Origin of the sequence: Pseudarthrobacter sp. PS3-L1 (assembly GCF_030063285.1) — a bacterium.
GTDB lineage: Bacteria > Actinomycetota > Actinomycetes > Actinomycetales > Micrococcaceae > Arthrobacter.
Genome location: NZ_JASISU010000001.1, coordinates 128,154 through 147,531 on the forward strand (window position 1 = coordinate 128,154; position 19,378 = coordinate 147,531).

Here is a 19,378-nt window from a genome sequence, read left to right on the forward strand (position 1 = left end):
GAACCGGAGCTCAGGCGAGCCCTGGGGACAGGAGCTGCAGGCGGTACCGGACATGGCGCTGGAGCATCCAGGGGTAGAGGTGCAGGGGGATCATCAGCAGGGCAATCCATAGGGCACCCCAGGCGTGTCCCGTTGCCAGTGCGGCCAGCGCAAGAACCAGGGCCAAGACCGTGGCAAAGCCGTGAGCGGTTTCCGATTCGCGGGTTCCGGCGTCCAGCGCCGCAAGGCTGGACCGCGTCCCATCAAAGCCGCGCATCTGTGCAACGGCCCTGTTCCACGAGATGGCTCGAAGCAGGGCATTAAAGGCTGTGACGCCCAGTGTGCGGTACGTCCGGTCCTCGTGTGCGGAGACAGTGAAGCGGGCTGGCGCAACGGCCGCCAGGGGCTTGCCAACAAACAGGCCCCACAAGAGGAGGCCAATGTTGGCCACCATGGCGAACGCAGGATGGCTGGCTCCGATACTGCTCCAGGCAGCAGCCATGAAGAGCCCCAGCGCGAGAGTGCTGATGGGAATTCCCAGCGATCCCGGCCGGGAGCCGTTTTCAGGTTTGGCTGGGGCATTCATGCGCTGCGCTCCCCTCCCCAGACTGCTGTCCTGCTGCACTTCGTTGTGGAGTTCTACAGTTTCTGCTCCGGCAGTCCCGCATGCGTGCCCGCGCTTCTGGGCGCCAGTGCAGTGGCTTCCCTGAGGAGATCGCGGATCTCCACCAGGAGGGCAGTATCCACCGGAATCGGCTCTTCCTCGGGCTCCTCGGTAGCCAGGCGTCGCTTCATGATCTCGCTCACCTTGTTCATGGGCGCCACGAAGATGAAGTAGACGACTGCTGCGGTGATGAGGAACGTAATGAGAGCTGTGATGACGTTGCCAAAGTTGACGAACGTAGCGGGGTTGTTCTCCCAGATCGGGAAACCCAGTCCCTGTCCGGCGTCGGCGCCGCCAGCTGCCGCGAGCACCGGATTGACGATGTTATTGGTAAAGGCGCCCACGAGCGCTGTGAAAGCGGTACCGATGACCACGGCAATCGCGAGTTCGATCACGTTGCCCCTGAAGATGAAGTCCTTGAATCCCTTGAGCATGGGCTGTCCTTACTATGAGTGAATATTCAGCGCGGAATGGCGTTGTGCCCAAGATGGAGCAGTTCCCCGAAGTGCCGTCATGAAGAAATCCTAGGCGAAACCCCTGTCGTAGCAACAGCACGGCCATGTGTGGTGGGCAACGGACTCACAGAGTATTGACAGGCGTATCTGGGACGCTTGTACGTCCGGGACGTGAAATATCGCACCAAACGGGTATTTTGGGCAAAATAATGCCTTAGGTGACTTATTTTCTGGATCATTAGCTCATTTGTGATATTTTCGTTCCATGACACAACAGACTGCCGATCACATTGCTGCGACCCTCCGGGGGGCCAGGATCGAAAAGGGTTGGACGCAGGGACGCCTTGCCGATGAACTCGGTACCAGTCAGAGTGCCGTGGCCAGAATGGAACAGGGAAAGCAGAACCTGAGCCTGAAAATGATCCAGCGGCTGGAAACCATCTTTGAACGCAGCCTTGTCAAGGCTGGAAAATCCCAGATGACGCATCTTCGGGTGGAAGGTGGGCGGACACTTTCCGGTGCTGTTGATGTCAACAGCAGCAAAAACGCGGGAGTGGCATTGCTCTGCGCCAGCCTCATCAACCGCGGAACCACTGTGTTGCGCAGACTGGCCCGGATCGAGGAAGTCAACCGGATTGTCGAGGTCCTCACCAGCATCGGCGTCGAATGCACCTGGCTGAATGCCACGGACCTCCAGTTGCGCCGGCCTGCCGTCCTTGACCTGGGCTCCATGGACGTCGACGCCGCTCGTCGCACCCGCAGCGTGATCATGCTCCTTGGCCCGCTCCTTGACGAAACCGACGCCTATCTCCTGCCCTATGCCGGCGGCTGCGATCTTGGGACGCGGACCGTGGAGCCGCACATGCAGGCCCTGCGCCAGTTCAGCCTTTCCGTGGAAGCAACGGCTGGGTTCTATACGGTCCAGGCGCCTGGTCCAGATTCCCAGGATCGCTCGTTTGTCCTGAGCGAGCGTGGCGACACCGTCACCGAGAATGCCATCATGGCAGCCGCCCACCGCCAGGGGACCACCGTTATCCGCAATGCAAGCCCCAACTACATGGTGCAGGATCTGTGCTTCTACCTGCAGATGCTCGGTGTGCAGATAGATGGAGTTGGCACGACAACGCTGAGGATCACCGGCAAGGCAGTGATCGATGCTGACATCGAGTATTTCCCGTCCGAAGATCCCATTGAGGCCATGAGCCTGATTACAGCTGGAATCGTCACCAATTCCGAGGTGACAGTCCGCCGGGTCCCCATTGAATTCATGGAGATCGAGCTGGCCACCCTGGAGCAGATGGGCCAGCAGCTGGAGGTTTCAGGGGAGTACATGGCGCGCAACGGCCGGACCCGCCTGGTTGACGTCACGACCAAGCCATCCCAGTTGAGGGCGCCCGAAGACAAGATCCATCCGATGCCTTTCCCCGGGCTGAACATCGATAACCTGCCCTTTTTTGCCGTTATCGCTGGCAACGCCCATGGCCAGACCATGATCCATGACTGGGTCTATGAGAACCGCGCCATCTACCTGACCGAACTCAATAAGCTCGGCGCCCGCGTGCAGCTGCTTGATCCGCACCGCATCTACGTCAACGGTCCAGCCAAGTGGCGCGCGGCGGAGGTCGGCTGCCCACCAGCTCTGCGTCCGGCTGCCTGCCTGCTTTTGGCGATGCTGGCAGCGCGTGGCGTCTCCGAACTGCGCAATATCTACGTGATTGAGCGAGGATATGAGGATCTCGCCGAGCGGCTGAACAGTATTGGCGCGAAAATAGAGTATTTCCAGGACTAGGTTCCTGCCGAACCAAAACAGCGACAACTATGTGCTGATGATCGTGGAAGGTTTCCGTATGCCTCAGTGGTTGCTGGAGGTCAATGTCGTTGATGGACCTGTTCCCGCCATGATCTGGGCGCTTACTGCCCTGGTGGCGCTGGCGGTGCTCCTACGACGCCGCCGGGGGTGGGCTGTCCGGGCCGTGGTCGCACTGACGTTGGGCGCCCTGGTGGGAGCCGCCGCCGTCGTGTTGGTGACCCGCAGTGGTGCGCTCGACGCGCCTCTCCCACCACCATCAGCACCGTGGCTGGCTGCAGGCCTGGCCCTGGTGGGGCTCGGGCTCGTGGGCTTCTGGAAGGCTTCGGCATGGCGGCGGGTCCTCGCGTTTATCCTGATTGTCCTGGCGCTCCTGTCCACCGCACTGGGCATCAACGGCGCCTTCGGCATCGACCGTACGCTGGGTGCTGTCCTGGGGGTGTCCAGTACAGAGGCGCTTGATTCCCTTACTGGGCCCCATCAGTCCGGACCGCAGACGGGTCCCGTGTATGCAAAGTGGACCCCGCCGTCGGACATGCCCACTGCTGGAAAAGTGGGGCTGCTGACAGGGCCAACCGGCATCCCGTCCAGTGCGGGATTTGTGCCACGGGATGCTTCCATCTACCTGCCGCCCGCCGCGCAGGTGGCCAATGCTCCAGCCCTGCCACTTGTGGTGATGATGATGGGACAGCCGGGTAACCCAGATCCCCAGTTCATCACAGAAGCCCTTGATGCCATGGCATCACAACACCAGGGCCTGGCGCCGATCGTGATCGTCGCAGATCAGCTTGGTGACCCCAACAGCAATCCCATCTGTACCGACTCCACCACCTTTGGTGGGGTATCCACCTATGTCAACAAGGACATTGTCGATTATGCGAAGGCGCATCTGAACATCCTGACGGATCCGCAGTACTGGACCATTGCCGGCTACTCCAACGGCGGTGGCTGCGCCTTCAAATGGGCGGCAGAGTACCCGAAAATCTGGGGCAACGTAGCCAGTATCTCCGGTGAGGAGTTCGGCGGCTCGGAAGATCCAGCGACGGCGGTCCAGCAGGCGTTCAACGGTGACCAGGCGGCGTTCGAGGCTGCGAAGCCAGCGGCAATCCTGGCCCGCAATCCGGGGGCATATGCCGGCCACGTGGCCGTTTTCACGGCAGGGGAGAACGACCCTGATTATGTGAACGCGGCCCAGAGGGCGTCGGCCGAGGCCCAGGCCGCCGGGTTCGACACCACCACCTATGTTGTTCCAGGAGCTGACCACGTGGTGACAGCGCTGCGGGGTGGACTCCCGAAGGCCTTTGAGATCCTCTACCCACGGCTGGGGCTTTCAAAGCCCTGAGGTCGCGGCGACCAGGTCCTCGACATCCGCCAGGCGAACGGAGGGACGCACGACGCCGTCACTGAGGTTGATTGCTGCCCGCCCCTCCGGCCCCATCGCCCGGTGGGTGGCGGTGGCAGGGTGCGTGGTTGAAGCCCACTCAATCTTTCGCGAGGTTGGTGGGCAGGCCGCGGTTCTTCCAGCCGTTGACGCTGCGTTCGCCGTAGCGGTCAGGCTCACCCTCGAAACCCTCGAGGACGTTGTAGGCCCGGTATCCGGCGGCAGTGGCCGCCTCCGCCGCAGCGACGGATCGCACACCGGAGCGGCAGAGAAAAACTAGTTCAACGCCGTCGTCCGCGGGGGACTGGCGTTGGAGTTCCGCCAAGAATTCCGGATTGGGCGTTCCGCCCGCAAAAGTCCAAGGGATGAATAGCGGGTCATTGTCGGTGGATTTTGTCTCCGGAATGCCAATATGGGCCCATTCGCCCTCCGTGCGGACGTCCACCAGAACCGCACCCGCGGTGAGCTTCTGCCACGCCTCCTCGGGAGAGAGGTCACCTGCGTATCTCATCGGATCGCGCCGGTGCCGGATTCCAGGGCATCCACTGCGGCAGCTACAGCGGCATCGGCCGCTGCTATGGCATGGGGGAGCATGATGGCCTGGGCCACAATGATCTGCCCACCGTCGAACGTGGCAGCCGGGCTGCCGTGCAGGACATAGCCTTCATCCAGATACGCCGAGATGCGCTCGCAGAACGAGCTGTCATCAGGGCCTGTGATTAGGCGGTAGGAAAGGCTTCGTACTGGTTTCTCTGACACGGCTGTTCTCCCTTGTTCACGCTTGCATATCGTTGACTTCGATTTGCCGAGGGCGCGAACGGACTGCAAACGCAGCAAGGGGACAGCTGACTGTCCCCTTCTGCCGGTCTGCTGCTGATCAGCTAGAAAGCGCCTAGCCTATCCTTCGCACTCCACACAGTATGCGTGGCCGTTCTTTTCCTTTGCCAGCTGTGACCGGTGACGGACCAGGAAGCAGGAATAGCACGTGAACTCGTCGTGTGCCTGGGGAATCACCTGAACGGTGAGTTCCTCGGCGATGAATTCGCCGCCGGGAACTGATGCGTCATCGATCGCGTCGGACTCGTCCAGTTCGCGAACAACACTGCGGGCGTCGGGGGCGTTCGCTGACTGGAGCGCCTCAAGGGATCGATCCTGCGATTCCTTGACGTCGGAACGTACTTCGTCGTAATCGGTTGCCACTTAGGTCCTTCATTTTTTTCTTGCGTTTTTCCCTGACGGGACTACAACCTACTGCATTCACCGGGTATTCCCGCGGTGCCAACCCGGTAGGAACGGGTCGGCACCACATGATACAAGAAAAAACTGGCAAATGGTTGGGTTGTCCACTCCTTGTTTGCTGCAGGCTGAAAGCTACTGGGCTGAGTAGCGGGCAGTAAGTTCTCGCTTGAGGATTTTCCCACTCGGACCGGTGGGAAATTCCGCGACAAGTTCGATGATCCGGGGGTACTTGTAAGCTGCCAGTTCGGCCGCAGCGAAGTCCCGTAGTTCATCTTCTGTCACCACGGCGCCGGTTATCAGGACCACGGCGGCTGCCACTTCCTGCCCGTGCTTTTCGTGAGGAACACCATAGACCGCCACGCTCAGCACTGCCTCGTGCCGGCTCAGGACTTCCTCCACCTCGCGCGGATAGACGTTGTAGCCGTTGCGGATGATCATTTCCTTTTTACGGTCCAGGATGCGCAGATATCCGTCCTCGTCCTTGGTTCCCAGGTCTCCGGTACGGAACCAGCCGTCCACCACCGCCTCCGCTGTCGCCTCGGGGCGGTTCAGGTATCCCTTGAACAGGTTGTGGCCGCGGACCACCAGCTCGCCCAGTTCTCCGGTGGGCAGCAACTCAATGGAATCCGCCAGCTCCGCCCGAGCAATTTCTACCTGGACACCCCAGATAGCCTGGCCAATGGTGCCTGGCCGCGGTGTCAGGCCCACGTGGTTGAAGCTGGCCACCGGAGAGGTCTCGGTGAGTCCGTAGCCCTCGTAGATGTCCGAATCGAACACTGCCTTGAATCGCTCCATGACGGCTACAGGCAAGGATGCGCCACCTGAGATGCAGTAGCGCAGTCCGCTGGACCGGTTGGCGTTGTTCTTGGCAGCTTCCAGCAGGGCGATGTACATGGTGGGGACGCCAAAGAATATGTTGATGCTGTGCTCCGCCAGGGCGTCAAGGGCTGCGTCGCCGCTGAACTTGGGCAGCATGACAATCGTGGCTCCCGCGCGCAGGCCAGTGTTGAGCACGCAGGTCTGTCCGAAAGTGTGGAACATGGGCAGTCCGCCGAAAATCACGTCACCGTGATGCATGTCGAAGGTGCTGGTGAGCATCGTATTGACTTGCTCTACCAGGGCAAAGTGGGTACCCAGTGCGCCCTTGGGCTGCCCGGTGGTGCCGGAGGTGTAGAGAATGGTTGCCGTGTCGCGCGGACTCATGGGCAGCCAGGTGGTGATGGGCGTCGCGGCAGCAGCCTCCGACTCCAGGTGGGCGGCACCGTGCGAACCTTCCGGAGCAAGGACGCTGACGACGTCGACTCCCGCGGCGTCGGCGCCCTTGGCTCCTTCGGTCAGGAGTGGCCCCGCGCAGACCAAGAGTTGTGCCTCGCTGTCGCGCAGCATGTAATCGATCTCGCGGCCCTTCAGCAGTGCGTGGAGGGGTACCACCACGCCGCCCAGGGCAAGGATTGCGTAGTAGACCCGCGCAAAGTCCGCAACATTGGGCATCAGCACCGCAACCCGGCTGCCGGGTCCCACGCCCCTGTCGCGCAATGCGCCTGCATAGGACTTTGTCTGCTCCCAGAGCTCGCTGTACGTGATGCGTTCCTGGCCAACAATCAGCGCCAGCGAATCGGGGATTCGCTGCGCTGATTCGGCCAGGATGGCTGCGACGGAGAGGGTTCCGAAGCCTTCGTCAACGGGTTGTTCGCTCATGGTGCTGTCCTGCTTCCTTGGAGGTGCTTACGTGAGAGTTGTGGGGATTTTTCCCCTGTGGTGCCAGCCTGGCCTGCGGCTCAGAGGTGCTGTCCGCTGGGCGCCGGGTTGGCTTTGAGAACCAGCGCCTCGCCCTGTCCGCCTCCGCCGCAGAGCGCCACAACGCCAGTGCCGCGCCCCAGCCGCTGGAGTTCAAGGGCCTGGTGGAGGACCAGGCGCGCCCCTGACGCACCGACTGGATGGCCCAGTGCGATTGCGCCGCCCTCGGCGTTGATGGCTTCGGCGGTGATTCCGAGGTCCGCCGCAGACTGCAGGACCACCGAGGCGAACGCTTCGTTGATCTCGATCAGGTCCAGGTCTGTGATGGCGATCCCTTCGCGTTTCAGGGCCTGCAGGATGGCTCGGGACGGCTGGGAGTGAAGCGACCCGTCAGGGCCTGCAGTCTGGCCGTGCTGGCCGATTTCCGCGATCCAGTTCAGCCCCGCAGCTTCCGCGGCTGCTTTGCTGGCGACCACGACGGCCGCTGCTCCGTCCGAGAGCGGCGAGGCCGAGCCAGCGGTGATGGTGGCGGTTGGGTCTGCGGAGAATGCAGGCTTGAGGCCCGCCAGGGTCTCAACGCTTGTATCAGGGCGGATGCCCTCGTCTGCGTCGACGGCGAGGGCCGGTCCGCGCCGCTGGGGAACGTCCATCGGGGCAATCTCCGCGCTGAGGTGCTGTGCGGCCGCGGCAGCCCTGTGGTGGGAGCGAGCTGCCACCACATCCTGGTCTGGGCGGCTGATGCCCCGGGTTGCATTGCCAGCATCCGTGGCTGAGCCCATCAGCGCGCCGGAAACCGGGTCCTGGAGGCCATCAAAATTTAGTGAATCCAGCAGGGGAGCGTCGCCCAGGGCTACGCCTGTGCGGAGCCGGGGCAGCAGGTGGGGCGCGTTGGTCATTGATTCCTGGCCGCCAGCAACGACAAAATCCACTTCGCCCGCGCGGATCATGCGGGCGGCGTCAATGACGGCGGTCAGGCCGGAGAGGCAGAGCTTGTTGATGGTGACGGTGGGTACGTCCCAGCCAATCCCAGCTCCCAGGCTTGCCTGCCGCGCTGGGCCCTGCCCGGCTCCAGCCTGGATTACCTGGCCCATGATGACGGCCTGCACCTGGGTGGGGGCCAGGCCGGACCTGAGGAGTGCGTGCTCTATGGCGTGCGCTCCGAGTTGACTGGCGCTGAAGGGCGCCAGGCTGCCGCGGAAGCGTCCGAAGGGTGTTCTGGCGCCCCCAAGAATAACCGGAATGTGAGCGTCGTTGCCCATGGTGTGCCTTTCGTATCCTGCTGATGTAATGCCGCCGGGACAGGTGGGGTGCCGACCCGTCCCCAAGGACTGTTCGGCACGGCACCTGCTGTGGCTTGGTTGCAGCCTAGTCGAGTATTCGCTGGTGGAGCACATGATCCTGCCACGTACCTGCGATGCGCCGGTACGTGGGCGCGACGCCGATTTCGGTAAATCCCGTTTTGCGCAGGACGGCCCGCGAGGCGTGGTTATGCAGCAGGGTGGACGCCTGGACACGGTGCAGCCCCATCCCGCGGCACGTTCGCAGGGTAAACTCCACCGCGGCTGCGCACAGGCCCTTGCCCGTGTGTCCGTAATCCACCCAGTACCCCAGATTGGCGCTGAGGAACGGTCCGCGGACAATCCCACTGAGCGTGAGCGCGCCCACCACTGCTCCGGCGTCGTCTGTCATGACCAGGGGGACTTCCTGCCCGGAGATCAGCAGCAATTCCTTGGCTGCGATGATGCGCCGCTGGTGGGTAGCGGTGAAGAATGCATCGGTACGCAGCGGGTCCCAGGGCGCAAGGTGTTCCCTGTTTCGCTTAAGGGCGGCTGCAAGCTCGTCGGCATCATTCTGGACCAGGGTGCGGATCGATACCCCCGGCGCAATGGTGTGGCCCTTTGCCAGGTGCTCAAGCAATGGAAGATCCCTCCAGAAACATCGATGGTACGGGTTCGCCCAGGAGACTGGAACAGGGCCAAGCCTATGCCGCTCAGGCCAACGCCCGGCGTAGCAGTACTGGCCGCCGCATTCCCAGCAAATTCCCAGCGATGGACTCTATGCTCTATGGTGCAGTCCTTGCCCCCCATGAGGACTGCACAGGAAGGCCCCGGACTCTCCCCCAGAGCTCGGGGTCTTCCGCTGTCTCGTTGCTGTTCCCCTGTTGTTTTCCGTCTTTTCGGAGATGTATCGTTGAGTATCGTTGTATATCGTTCAAGGTTTACAGAGGAGATCATCATGCGTAATTCATACTCAGCAGGCGGTTTCGGCGGCGGCGCCAACAATATTGATGGCATGTGGCAGGCCGTTGAGGAGTTGCGCTCACGTTTTGAGAAGCGCTCCGGCACCCGCGCAGGCAAGGGCGAAGTGCGTGCAGCAGTGCTCTCGCTCCTTGCCGAGCGCCCCATGCACGGCTACCAGATCATCCGCGAAATCGAAGAGCGCAGTGGCGGAAGCTGGAAGCCAAGCGCAGGCTCCGTGTACCCGACACTGCAGTTGCTGGCCGACGAGGGGACCATCACGGCCGAAGAGTCCAATGGCCGCAAGATCTACTCGCTGACCGAAGCCGGCCGCGCGGAAGTTGCTGGCGCTGAACCTTCCGCTCCGTGGGAGTCCATGGGATCCTCATCGTCGAACGCCGCTTTCGGGTCCTTGCCCAAAGCTGGGGTTGAACTTGCCCAGGCTGCAACGCAGGTGGGCCGGAACGGTTCGCCTGAGCAGGTTCAGCAGGCAGTAAAGGTCCTAGACGACGCCCGGCGTCGGCTGTACTCGATCCTCGCCCAGGACTGACGCGGGTGGCAGCGAATCACCAGGTAGGCGAAAAATCGGTAACCGGAGCGGGCAATACCCGCGCTCGGTACCGTCGGATTCTTCGCTTCGCTGCATGGAATCTCGCGGTGACCTGGTGGTTCGAGCTGCTGCTGCCCAGGATTGGCCTAGCGGGGGTTGCGGAGCGGACGCGGACCAAGCGGATGCTGCGCTTTGCGCGGCGATTCCACGTCCTGGCCGTGGACCTGGGCGGCCTCATGATCAAGGTGGGGCAGTTCCTTTCATCCCGGCTTGATGTGCTGCCGCCAGAGATCACCAAAGAGCTAGAGGGTCTGCAGGACGAGGTCCCGCCCGTGGCGTTTCCTGCCATTCGGGCGCTCGCTGAGGCAGAGCTCGGTGCCCCGCTTGGACAGATCTTCGCCTGGGTTGATGAAACACCCATTGCGGCAGCCTCGCTGGGCCAGGCGCACCGGGCCAGGCTGTTGGCAGCCGATGCTGCCGAAGCAGGCCACGAGCACGTGGTGCTCAAAGTTCAGCGGCCAGGTATCGATGAGATTGTCGACGTCGACCTCGCCGCCCTGCGAAAAGTGGGTGGCTGGCTCAGCCATGTGAGCATAGTCTCGAAGCGGGCAGACATGCCGGCGCTGGTGGAGGAGTTTGCGCTCACCAGTCTCGAAGAAATCGACTACCTTCACGAAGCCGCCAACTCAGAGCGCTTTGCCGCGGACTTCGAAGACGATGACCGCGTGGATGTTCCGGCAGTGATCTGGGATCGATGTACCCGCCGGGTGCTCACTCTCGAAGATGTGACGGCCATCAAGATCACCGATGCTGAGGCCTTGCGCGCTGCCGGCATCGACCCCGTGGAGGTCGCACCAGTTTTCGCTTCCGTGATGTTTGACCAGATGTTCACCAACGGGTTCTTCCACGCTGATCCGCACCCCGGCAATATCTTTGTCACCCCTGTGGCAGACGGGTCCCCGGGGCAGTCATGGAAGCTGACCTTCATTGACTTCGGGATGATGGGTGAAGTCCCCGCCAGTACCCGTGCAGGGCTGCGTAAACTGCTCATTGCTGCGGCCTCCCGGGACGGCAAGGGCCTGGTGACTGCCATCAGTGACGTGGGGGTCCTTGTCCCGTCTGCCGACACGGTGGAACTTGAGCGCGCAATGACCCATCTTTTCGCACGGTTTGGTGGCAAGGGGTTTGCCGAACTTCGTGAGGTGGATCCACGGGAGTTCCGGGACTTCGCCGTGGAGTTCGGTGATGTTGTGCGTTCGCTGCCGTTCCAGCTACCGGAGAATTTCCTGCTGATCATCCGGGCCATGTCGTTGACCTCCGGCGTGGCCAGTGCGCTCGACGCGAAGTTCAACCTGTGGGATTCGGTAGAACCCTATGCGGCGCAGCTGATCCGCGACGAGCGCGGCAATATCGTGTCGGACGTTGCAGCACAGGCGCTTGACGCCGCCGGGCTCGTGCTGCGGCTGCCCCAGCGCATAGACGGGCTGATCGGCCGGGTCGAGGAAGGCTCCCTGCAGGTTGCCACCCCCCGTCTGGAACGGCAGGTGGCCCGCCTTGACCGCACGGCACAGCGGGCGGCGTCGGCCCTGATCTTTGGCGCCTTGCTGATTGCTGGAGCCGTGGTGCGTGCGGATGATGTGGTGTTGGGCAGTGTGCTGATGCTCGTTTCGGTGCTTCCGCTGCTCCACGGCCTGTGGGTGGGACGCCGCGGCATCTGAGTCATTGCTCCCGCTCCCCACTAGCCGACGAGACTGGTTACCCTCTGGCCCGCGCCATAATTTCCGAGATCACGGGCGACTTCGCGTCTGAGTAGTAGTTCATGTCCTTCCACTCCTGGGTGGCGAGGGTGAGCTTGGTGGATTCGTAGAGAGTGCGGTCCGCCGTATCGGTGCGCAGCCAGTCGCGGAAATCCAGGTATCGGGGGATTTCAGGTGAACCGGTGCTGAATAGGTGCAGGTGGACATCGCGTTCTGGAGTGCGGAACATGCGGTGGCCGGATTCGCGGACGCGAAGCACCAGCCCTGCGTCTTCCAGTGCTGGCAGGTAGGCAGCCTCGTCCTCCACCACAGGAACAACCAGCAGCATGTCGATGATCGGTTTGGCAGCAAGCCCTGGGACCGATGTGGAGCCGATGTGCTCAAGGAGGAGCACGGAGTCGCCGACGGCGGCACGGACCAGTGCCGCATATCGCTGGTATGTTGCCGGCCAGGCGGAGTCGTAGTCCACCACCACGATGGGGCGGGTTTCACGTCCGCCAATGAGCACGGCATCAAGGTGCTCGTCGCTGATGTCATTCACGGCAGTTTATTGAATTCCCGAGTAGATGCTGGTCAGCTCACTCGTGAGCTGACCACGCAGGGCAGGGGTCCCGATTTCCTGTCCGTCAATCCGGTTCACTGGCGTCAGCCCGCGGATACTGGAAATCAGCCATACCGCATCAGCATCCAGGAGGTCCTGCGGCACCAGCGGACCGTACCCTAGCTCCCAGCCTTCAGCCCTGACGGCCGTGAACAGCGCACCCTGCGACGTGCCGGGGAGGATGCCACTGTCCAGCTGGGGCGTGATGAGCCGCTTGACGAGGGTGCCGTCGTCGGCCGTTTCGTGGTGCGCCAGTAGCACCGACGCAGTGGGACCTTCCAGGACCATGCCGTCGGAGGAGACAAAAATGACGTCGTCCGCGCCCAGGTGGTGGGCGTGCCGGATTGCTGCCATGTTGACGGCGTAGGAGAGCGTCTTGGCGCCCATCAGCAGCCACGGAGCCCGCTCCGCCACGTCGCTCGGATATCCGCGGTCCAGGAGGACGACGTCGACACCTGACTCCCGCTGGTGGCGTCCTTTGGCGGGGACGGCGGAAACCTGGACCCATGCGGTGGGGGAGGAGGCGCCGTCGGGCCCCCTGGTAGCAATCAGCTTGACCACCTGCTGGTCCTCCGCGCCGGCGTCCGCGGGGTGCGAAGATCGGTATGCCGCCAGCGCCGTGGCGATGGCCTGTCGCCAGGCATCTTGCCCCGGAACCGTCAGTTCCAGAGCGGTGGCAGAACTTTCCAGCCGGTCCAGGTGAGCCTCGATTTTACGGACCGAGCCGGCCGTGGACAGCATGGATTCAAAGATGCCGTCACCGCGGGTGGCGCCCTGATCCGTCGCCATCAGGGCCGGTTCACTGGCATCAACCAGGCGTCCCTGGGGAAAGGTGGGATCAAGGAATACGAGCACCACGGCGGCGGGAGGAGTCATGGCCACAGCTTATCTGTCAGCCCCCGATAAGCTGTGGTCATTGTTTCGCGCTGAACCGCACTCACGGTTCCTTGATTCCCCGGGGGTACGCCTGTGCTGTGGCCGTTTTCGCTGATCGGCAGCGCTCCGGGTTGGGTGACGTTCCTGCTGTCCCTGGCGGACCTTGCGATCCGCCTGATTGCCCTGGGCGTTATTCCAGGCAATCGCAGACCAACCACTGCCATGGCCTGGCTGCTGGGGATCTTTTTTGTGCCATCCCTTGGAATCGTCCTGTTTCTGCTCTTTGGTAACTCGAAGCTCTCCCGCCGTCGGACCGAGCAGCAGGAACAGGTCAACAAACGCATCAGGTCTGCGCTGTCGACGATCAAGGATGCGGAAAGCAAGTATTCCGGTCCAGAGTGGGTGCGCTCCGCCGGTGAACTGAATCAGCGGCTGGGGTCGCTGCCCATGGTGGACGGAAACTCCGTCGAGTTGCTCCCTGGTTACCCCGATTCCATTGCCGTCATGACCCGCGCAATCCGCGGGGCCAAGAAATTTGTTAATGCCGAGTTCTACATCATGAGTTCGGACTACGTTACTGACGAATTCCTGACTGCACTTGAGGACGCTGCTGATCGAGGCGTCGAGGTCCGGGTGCTTTTCGACCACATCGGTACCCTGCGGGTTCCCGGTTACCGAAACCTCCTCAAACGGCTGGAGGCAAGCAATATCCAGTTCCGCCGCATGCTGCCGCTGCTGCCCACCCATGGCCAGTGGCGCCGTCCGGACCTCCGAAACCACCGAAAAATACTCGTGGTTGACGGTGAGATTGCTTTCACCGGCTCGCAGAACCTGATTGAGCCTTCCTACAACAACAAGAAACACCGCAGGGCTGGCCGTGAATGGGTGGAACTGATGGCCTGCCTCCGCGGGCCCCTTGTTACGACGCTCAATGTTGTCTTCACAAGTGACTGGCTCAGCGAGACTGATGAATCATTGCAACATCAACTCGAGAGCACTGCGCCGCCGGATCCTGCCGGAGTGACTGCCCAGGTGGTGCCCAGCGGTCCGGGATTCAGCACGGAGAACAACCTGCGGCTATTCAACACGCTGATCTACTCGGCCCAGCAGCGAATCTCCATCTGCAGCCCCTACTTTGTGCCAGATGATTCGCTTCTCTACGCCGTGACCACTGCAGCGCAGCGTGGCGTGGAGGTTGAACTCTTCGTCTCGGAGAAGGGCGATCAGTTCCTGGTTCATCATGCCCAACGTTCCTACTACGAGGCACTGCTGCGTGCGGGCGTGCGTATCTATCTGTACAGGGCGCCCTTTGTGCTCCATGCAAAGCACTTCACCATTGACGAGGAAGTGGCCGTGCTGGGGTCTAGCAACATGGACATGCGCTCCTTTTCCCTCAATATGGAGGTCTCCGTGATGCTGTTGGGGTCCGACATTGTGCACAAAATGCGCGAGGTCGAGGATACTTACAGGTCCCTGTCCAAGGAAATCTACCTTGAGGCCTGGGTGAACCGCCCCATGGCTGCACGGTATGTGGACAACGTGGCACGGCTTACAGCGACGCTGCAGTAGGCCCTAGGCGGCCATTTCATAGCTGACGTGCCCCGAGCCTGGATGCCAGCATGTCAGTTCCTGGACCTGGGCCCTTCGGTACCGCGCAGGGCCAGAACTGCCCGCGAACCGAAAACACCACCTGCCATAAGAAGGATTACGGCCGTGACAATGGAGTACCACTGCCCATTCGCCGTGAGTGCCGAGGCGACGCCAATGATGGCCGCTACCACTGCCGCGAGCCCCCAAAGAATTACTACTTTTCTCTCCCGTGTCATGCTCATCACTCTAGCTCCCCAAACAGAGGGGTGGCAGGTTCGTGGTCAGCAGGCACCCGCTACCCGCCAGAAGATCAGCTGTCCATCAAGGCGATCAGGTCATCTGCCTGCGCAAGGTTGCGGGCCATCTTTGCCCGTTGGGTCAGGGCGCGCTCGCGGAATTCGCGCAAGGCATTCCGTTGGTTGGACGCTATGGGCGCGGCATCCTCAAGCAGGCCGAGAATCTCAAGTAGTTCCGCCATTTCCTCGAGGCTGAAACCAAGGGGTTTCATCTTCTTGATCAGGTTCAGCCTGGCAACGTCACCCATGGCGTAGACCCGGAATCCGCCATCCGTCCGTGAGGCGGCGGGGAGTAGGCCAACCTCGTCATAGTGGCGGATTGTGCGCAGCGACAGGCCCGTCCGCTCGGCGAGCTCGCCGATATGCATGGTGGTGTCGCTGGCCCGATCCGTCATGAAGTCTCCATCCCATCAGAATCCAAACCCTACCCCAACGTTAGGGTAGGATTGGAGGACTACGTCATAGATAAGCCTAGTTCCTGCGCGAACCCGTACGGCACGCTCCGTCCGTTCTTCGGCGCCATCATCCGTTGTTTGCGACAGACCGCACGCCCAACGTCCAGCACGCACATTTCACTCATCTTGCATACCTTCTCGAATCACGATCGGAGCCAGCAATGGCCGTCTCTCAAGCTCAGGCTGCCCCGGCAACGCCTGAACAACTCCAGTCCATCAAGTACACCCTGAGGTCCCCGCGCCGGCTCAAAACTGAGGTCCTGGCTGGACTGGTGGTGGCCCTGGCCCTCATCCCCGAGGCCATCGCGTTCTCCATCATTGCCGGGGTTGATCCGCGGATCGGGCTCTTTGCCTCCTTCACTATGGCCGTCACCATCTCCTTTGTTGGCGGACGCCCAGCCATGATTTCAGCGGCGACCGGTGCCATAGCCCTGGTGATTGCACCGCTGGTTGCCTCGCAGGGCGTGGACTACTTCATAGCTGCAGTGATCCTTGCCGGCATCTTCCAGATTGTCCTTGGCCTCTCCGGCGTCGCCAAACTCATGCGCTTCATTCCCAGGTCAGTCATGGTGGGCTTCGTCAACGCGCTGGCCATCCTGATTTTCATGTCCCAGGTCCCTGAGCTCCTGGGTGTCCCATGGCTTGTCTACCCGCTGGTTGCGCTGGGCCTGGTCATTGTCTTTGGACTCCCCAGGTTCACCAAGGCCATCCCGGCTCCCCTGGTCGCAATTGTGGTGCTGACCCTGATCACCGTCTTCGCTGCCGTCGCCGTCCCCACTGTTGGTGACAAGGGTGAACTTCCCGATTCCCTGCCAAGCCTGATCATCCCGAACGTGCCGCTCACCTTCGAGACTCTCCAGATCATCTTCCCGTTTGCGCTGGCCATGGCGTTTGTTGGCCTCCTGGAATCGCTGATGACAGCAAAACTCGTGGACGACGTCACCGACACCCGCTCGCACAAAACGCGGGAAGCCTGGGGGCAGGGCGTCGCCAACATTGTGACCGGATTCTTCGGTGGCATGGGTGGCTGCGCCATGATTGGCCAGACCATGATCAACGTGAAAGGCTCCGGGGCGCGCACCCGGATCTCCACGTTCCTGGCTGGCGTCTTCCTGCTGATCCTGGTGGTGGTCCTGGGCGGAATCGTGTCAGTGATTCCCATGGCTGCGCTGGTGGCCGTGATGATCTTTGTATCCATTGCCACCTTTGATTGGCACAGTATCCGGATCAGCACGCTCAGGCGCATGCCAAAGAGCGAGACAATCGTCATGGTCGCCACAGTCATCGTCACGGTAGCCACCCATAACCTCGCGATTGGCGTTGGTGTTGGAGTTCTTGTGGCCATGGTCATGTTTGCCCGCCGCGTAGCGCACTTCGTCACCGTCAAGCGCAGCGTCGGAGAACATGACGGACAGGAAACCGCCACGTACGCCGTCAACGGTGAACTGTTCTTCGCTTCGTCAAACGATCTGTATACCCAGTTCGACTACGTCCAGGACCCGCAGCAGGTCATCATCGACATGCACGAGTCCCATCTCTGGGACGCCTCGACAATCGCAGCCCTTGACGCCATTACGGAGAAATACCGCCACCACGGCAAACACGTGACGGTAGTTGGCCTCAACGATGCCAGTACCGTGATGCGGGAACGCCTCAGTGGCCAGCTCGGCGCCGGTCACTGATCCGGAGGGACGGGCTGCCGCTGGTGGCTACGTGTCCGGGAACTGAGAGCCCAGGGCAGAAAGCACGCCCCGGGACTTGACCCTGATCTCCTGGTACTCGTCGCTGGCAACAGAATCTGCCGTGATAGCCCCGCCTAGTCCCAGGCTGAGCCGTGCTTCCCCGATGGTCCGCTGATCGATGACCAGGGTTCGGATGGCCACCGCCAAGTCCGCTGCTCCGTTGCGGGAGAAGTATCCGATAGCTCCTGAGTACACGCCCCGCGGACCAGATTCCAGCCGGTCCAAAATGGCCATGGTGCTGATTTTTGGTGCCCCCGTCATGGAACCGGCGGGGAAGCACGCAGCAATCGCCTCGGCCCGGGACGCGCCAGGCTGCAGCTGCGCGTTGATGGTACTGACCATCTGATGCACAGTCGCGTACGTTTCGATGGCACAGAGCCGGCTGACAGTCACTGACCCCGGCACCGCGAAATGGCTCAGGTCGTTGCGGAGCAGGTCCACAATCATGATGTTCTCGGCCCGGTCCTTCGGCGAGGACACCAGATCTGCACGTAGTTCCGCATCTGATGCGGTGTCTGCACCCCGTGCCCGGGTTCCCTTGATCGGTTCGGCGCGGAGTCCGCCGTCGGGCGCGACCTGAAGGAAGCGTTCCGGCGACGTACTTGCCACCGTGATGCTGCCGGCGGCCAGGAAACTGCCGAAAGGAGCTGGGCTGCTGCGTCGCAACGCCAGGTAGGTGCTCCAGGGATCAATGGCGGGCACGGTAGCGGTCAGCGCTGTTGTCAGGCAGATCTCATATGAATTTCCGTTGGCGATCTCCTGGTGTGCTGCGGCAATCTGATCCTTGTAGTGCTGCTCCGTATCCCGCCCGGTGAAGGATGGTGGTGCGGAGTGGTCTTTCGCTTCCGTGGCCGCACCTGGTGAGTCTGTGGCGTTCGACGCCGCTTCGGCCACAGCGCTTCGTGCGGCATCCAGCCACTCCTCGCAGTCCGGCGCCTCCAACGCCAGGAGCCAGACGTCACCTTCCTGGTGGTCCAGGACAACCGCCCGGGCAGCGAAGAGGAGTGCTGCGTCGGGTGTGGATGAGTTGACATCTGACCCACCGGTTTCGCGCTTGAGTTCGTAGCCCAGCCACCCTAACCAGCCAAGTGCAAAGTCAAAGGGCAGTTGCTGCGTTGGTGCGCCCTGCTCCCAAGCATCGTCCAACCACTGGAAAAACGGGCCGCCTACGGTGACTGTCGCGGTGCCTGCCGTGACATTGGTGGTTCCCGCTGCATGGGTGGCAACCTGCCCCAGCAGCCCGCCGGAGTCTGCCATGATACTGAACCGGTTGCGGTCCACCGGGTGTTCCGCGCCGGTCAACGGCGCGTTGGAGGAGTCCAGCCACACGGCGTGGGAGGCACGGCCGTACAAGGCGGTAAAAAGCTGCGGAGCGTCTGGCTGACCGGGGATTTTTTCCACGGCAAGGCTCTGTCCGGAGCGGGCGGAACGCTGGAAGTTCAGGGCGGGAGCCAGCGCTGGCAGGTAGCTCAGTGCGGTCAGCAGGTCATCGGCGGACCGGCCGTCTGCGCCGTTCTGCACGACGACGTCCGCGTGGGCCGGGACGTTGTCCCCCGCCAACCAGGATTCTTCCTGCGCAGCCCAGGTATCCCAGAAAGGTTCGTAGCTTGCCCCGTCGCGGGCCATTGCCCGCGTCCGTCGGGTATCCGCCGGTGACTCAGCCCAGACCACTGCATCCAGAAATGGACGCGCCACGGCGGCTGCCGCACCGACACCCTCCACAATGATCACGGGAGCTGACACTGTAATGCGTGGCCCGCCGTCGTGCTGCTCCGTCCAATCCCATGGATGCCAGTGGGCATCCATGCCACGACGCAAGGGTTCCAGGACAGCTGCCACGTAGCGGGCGATCCCCGGCTCAAGTCCCTCCCACCCCGGGTAGATGTCCTCCAGGTGGAACAGCGAGACCCGGTGATGGGTCCGGAGTCGGGCGGCGAGTTCAACCGCAAGGGTGGTTTTCCCTGCGCCGGACCTGCCATCGACGGCAATGATCAGAGGCGCGGGGGTCATGG

19 protein-coding genes are annotated in these 19,378 nt (G+C 62.2%); 6 read left to right on the forward strand and 13 right to left on the reverse strand.

Annotated features, from left to right (window positions below; translation table 11 throughout):
- Positions 1–10 precede the first annotated feature (10 nt).
- Together QMG79_RS00615 and mscL are read right to left on the reverse strand one after the other, a co-directional pair.
- Positions 11–565, reverse strand: coding sequence for a glycosyl-4,4'-diaponeurosporenoate acyltransferase CrtO family protein (locus QMG79_RS00615; protein ID WP_283536636.1), 555 nt, complete (start codon positions 563–565; stop codon positions 11–13).
- 53 nt (positions 566–618) lie between these two features.
- Positions 619–1,077 carry a large conductance mechanosensitive channel protein MscL gene (gene mscL / locus QMG79_RS00620; RefSeq protein ID WP_283536637.1) on the reverse strand — a complete coding sequence of 153 codons (459 nt, stop codon included), beginning with the start codon at positions 1,075–1,077 and terminating at the stop codon, positions 619–621.
- A 286-nt stretch (positions 1,078–1,363) separates the two neighbouring features.
- On the opposite strand from mscL, the gene QMG79_RS00625 reads away from it, so the two are divergent.
- Together QMG79_RS00625 and QMG79_RS00630 are read left to right on the forward strand one after the other, a co-directional pair.
- Positions 1,364–2,887: a UDP-N-acetylglucosamine 1-carboxyvinyltransferase gene (locus tag QMG79_RS00625; protein WP_283536638.1), complete on the forward strand. Its 1,524-nt coding sequence runs from the start codon at positions 1,364–1,366 to the stop codon at positions 2,885–2,887.
- Between the two features lie 58 nt (positions 2,888–2,945).
- Positions 2,946–4,247 carry an alpha/beta hydrolase gene (locus QMG79_RS00630; RefSeq protein ID WP_283536639.1) on the forward strand — a complete coding sequence of 434 codons (1,302 nt, stop codon included), beginning with the start codon at positions 2,946–2,948 and terminating at the stop codon, positions 4,245–4,247.
- 139 nt (positions 4,248–4,386) lie between these two features.
- On the opposite strand, the gene QMG79_RS00640 is transcribed toward QMG79_RS00630, so the two are convergent.
- The 6 genes from QMG79_RS00640 to QMG79_RS00665 all read right to left on the reverse strand — a co-directional run bounded on the left by QMG79_RS00640 (position 4,387) and on the right by QMG79_RS00665 (position 9,179).
- Complete coding sequence (locus tag QMG79_RS00640; RefSeq protein ID WP_283536640.1) at positions 4,387–4,797, reverse strand: rhodanese-like domain-containing protein; 411 nt, start codon at positions 4,795–4,797, stop codon at positions 4,387–4,389.
- Positions 4,794–5,045: a DUF1737 domain-containing protein gene (locus QMG79_RS00645; protein WP_283536641.1), complete on the reverse strand. Its 252-nt coding sequence runs from the start codon at positions 5,043–5,045 to the stop codon at positions 4,794–4,796. The genes QMG79_RS00640 and QMG79_RS00645 overlap by 4 nt, the downstream gene beginning before the upstream one ends.
- 138 nt (positions 5,046–5,183) lie before the next feature.
- The gene (locus QMG79_RS00650) at positions 5,184–5,486 is read right to left on the reverse strand and encodes a DUF4193 domain-containing protein (protein WP_283536642.1); all 303 of its coding nucleotides are present in this window, start codon (positions 5,484–5,486) and stop codon (positions 5,184–5,186) included.
- Between the two features lie 171 nt (positions 5,487–5,657).
- On the reverse strand, positions 5,658–7,223 hold the full coding sequence (locus tag QMG79_RS00655) for a long-chain-fatty-acid--CoA ligase (RefSeq protein WP_283536643.1): 1,566 nt from the start codon (positions 7,221–7,223) through the stop codon (positions 5,658–5,660).
- An 80-nt stretch (positions 7,224–7,303) separates the two neighbouring features.
- On the reverse strand, positions 7,304–8,521 hold the full coding sequence (locus QMG79_RS00660) for an acetyl-CoA C-acyltransferase (RefSeq protein WP_283536644.1): 1,218 nt from the start codon (positions 8,519–8,521) through the stop codon (positions 7,304–7,306).
- A 106-nt stretch (positions 8,522–8,627) separates the two neighbouring features.
- The gene (locus tag QMG79_RS00665) at positions 8,628–9,179 is read right to left on the reverse strand and encodes a GNAT family N-acetyltransferase (protein WP_283536645.1); all 552 of its coding nucleotides are present in this window, start codon (positions 9,177–9,179) and stop codon (positions 8,628–8,630) included.
- Between the two features lie 318 nt (positions 9,180–9,497).
- Between QMG79_RS00665 and QMG79_RS00670 the strand changes: the two genes are divergently transcribed.
- Both QMG79_RS00670 and QMG79_RS00675 read left to right on the forward strand, forming a co-directional pair.
- Positions 9,498–10,049 carry a PadR family transcriptional regulator gene (locus QMG79_RS00670; protein ID WP_283536646.1) on the forward strand — a complete coding sequence of 184 codons (552 nt, stop codon included), beginning with the start codon at positions 9,498–9,500 and terminating at the stop codon, positions 10,047–10,049.
- A 182-nt stretch (positions 10,050–10,231) separates the two neighbouring features.
- Positions 10,232–11,767, forward strand: coding sequence for an ABC1 kinase family protein (locus tag QMG79_RS00675; protein ID WP_283537318.1), 1,536 nt, complete (start codon positions 10,232–10,234; stop codon positions 11,765–11,767).
- A gap of 37 nt (positions 11,768–11,804) precedes the next feature.
- Here the strand turns inward: QMG79_RS00675 and QMG79_RS00680 are convergent, their stop codons facing one another.
- Positions 11,805–12,347: a GrpB family protein gene (locus QMG79_RS00680; RefSeq protein WP_283536647.1), complete on the reverse strand. Its 543-nt coding sequence runs from the start codon at positions 12,345–12,347 to the stop codon at positions 11,805–11,807.
- A 6-nt stretch (positions 12,348–12,353) separates the two neighbouring features.
- On the reverse strand, positions 12,354–13,283 hold the full coding sequence (locus tag QMG79_RS00685) for an aminodeoxychorismate lyase (RefSeq protein WP_283536648.1): 930 nt from the start codon (positions 13,281–13,283) through the stop codon (positions 12,354–12,356).
- Between the two features lie 93 nt (positions 13,284–13,376).
- On the opposite strand from QMG79_RS00685, the gene cls reads away from it, so the two are divergent.
- Positions 13,377–14,852, forward strand: coding sequence for a cardiolipin synthase (gene cls, locus QMG79_RS00690; RefSeq protein ID WP_502934679.1), 1,476 nt, complete (start codon positions 13,377–13,379; stop codon positions 14,850–14,852).
- 53 nt (positions 14,853–14,905) lie between these two features.
- Here cls and QMG79_RS00695 read toward each other — a convergent pair whose 3' ends face one another.
- Positions 14,906–15,109 (reverse strand): hypothetical protein, encoded by a 204-nt coding sequence (locus tag QMG79_RS00695; RefSeq protein ID WP_283536649.1) that lies wholly within the window; start codon positions 15,107–15,109, stop codon positions 14,906–14,908.
- Between the two features lie 74 nt (positions 15,110–15,183).
- On the reverse strand, positions 15,184–15,564 hold the full coding sequence (locus QMG79_RS00700) for a MerR family transcriptional regulator (RefSeq protein WP_283536650.1): 381 nt from the start codon (positions 15,562–15,564) through the stop codon (positions 15,184–15,186).
- A gap of 221 nt (positions 15,565–15,785) precedes the next feature.
- Here QMG79_RS00700 and QMG79_RS00705 point away from each other — a divergent pair, with 221 nt between their 5' ends.
- Complete coding sequence (locus tag QMG79_RS00705) at positions 15,786–17,306, forward strand: SulP family inorganic anion transporter (protein ID WP_283536651.1); 1,521 nt, start codon at positions 15,786–15,788, stop codon at positions 17,304–17,306.
- Between the two features lie 27 nt (positions 17,307–17,333).
- Here the strand turns inward: QMG79_RS00705 and pabB are convergent, their stop codons facing one another.
- Positions 17,334–19,376: an aminodeoxychorismate synthase component I gene (gene pabB, locus QMG79_RS00710; protein WP_283536652.1), complete on the reverse strand. Its 2,043-nt coding sequence runs from the start codon at positions 19,374–19,376 to the stop codon at positions 17,334–17,336.
- Positions 19,377–19,378 lie beyond the last annotated feature (2 nt).